General features: G+C 22.5%; 1 protein-coding gene. It reads right to left on the reverse strand.

Going from position 1 to position 386, the window contains the following annotated elements:
* Positions 1-386 (reverse strand): hypothetical protein (locus tag AVBRAN12654_RS09435; protein ID WP_336614398.1); only part of this gene is annotated, 386 nt, incomplete at both ends.

Raw genomic sequence — 386 nt, forward strand, 5'->3', positions numbered from 1 at the left:
TATTGCGTATTCTTTTAGCTTTGGATTGGCTTCTATTTTTTCTTTTTTATTTTTTAATTCTTCTTTTGCTTGATTTAAGTTTTTAAAATACTCGCTTTCATCTTCAATATATTGCTCTTTTACTAAAATTTCTCCATCTTTATCTTTATCAAAAAATATTCTATTATTAATCATTTTTGAAATAGTGTTTATATTTTTTTCGCCAACTTGACTTAAATATTCTTCATTTGCTTTTTCATTTAAAACTATTTTATCTAAAACATATATTCCATTTTTTTGTTGATTAAAATAAAGCCCATTAGTAAATGTATTCATTAATTCATCACTATTTAGCACCCCATTATTATCGCTATCACTTTCAAGATATTTTAAATCAAAAGCAATCT

Source organism: Campylobacter sp. RM12654, from assembly GCF_020137585.1.
Taxonomy (GTDB): domain Bacteria; phylum Campylobacterota; class Campylobacteria; order Campylobacterales; family Campylobacteraceae; genus Campylobacter_E.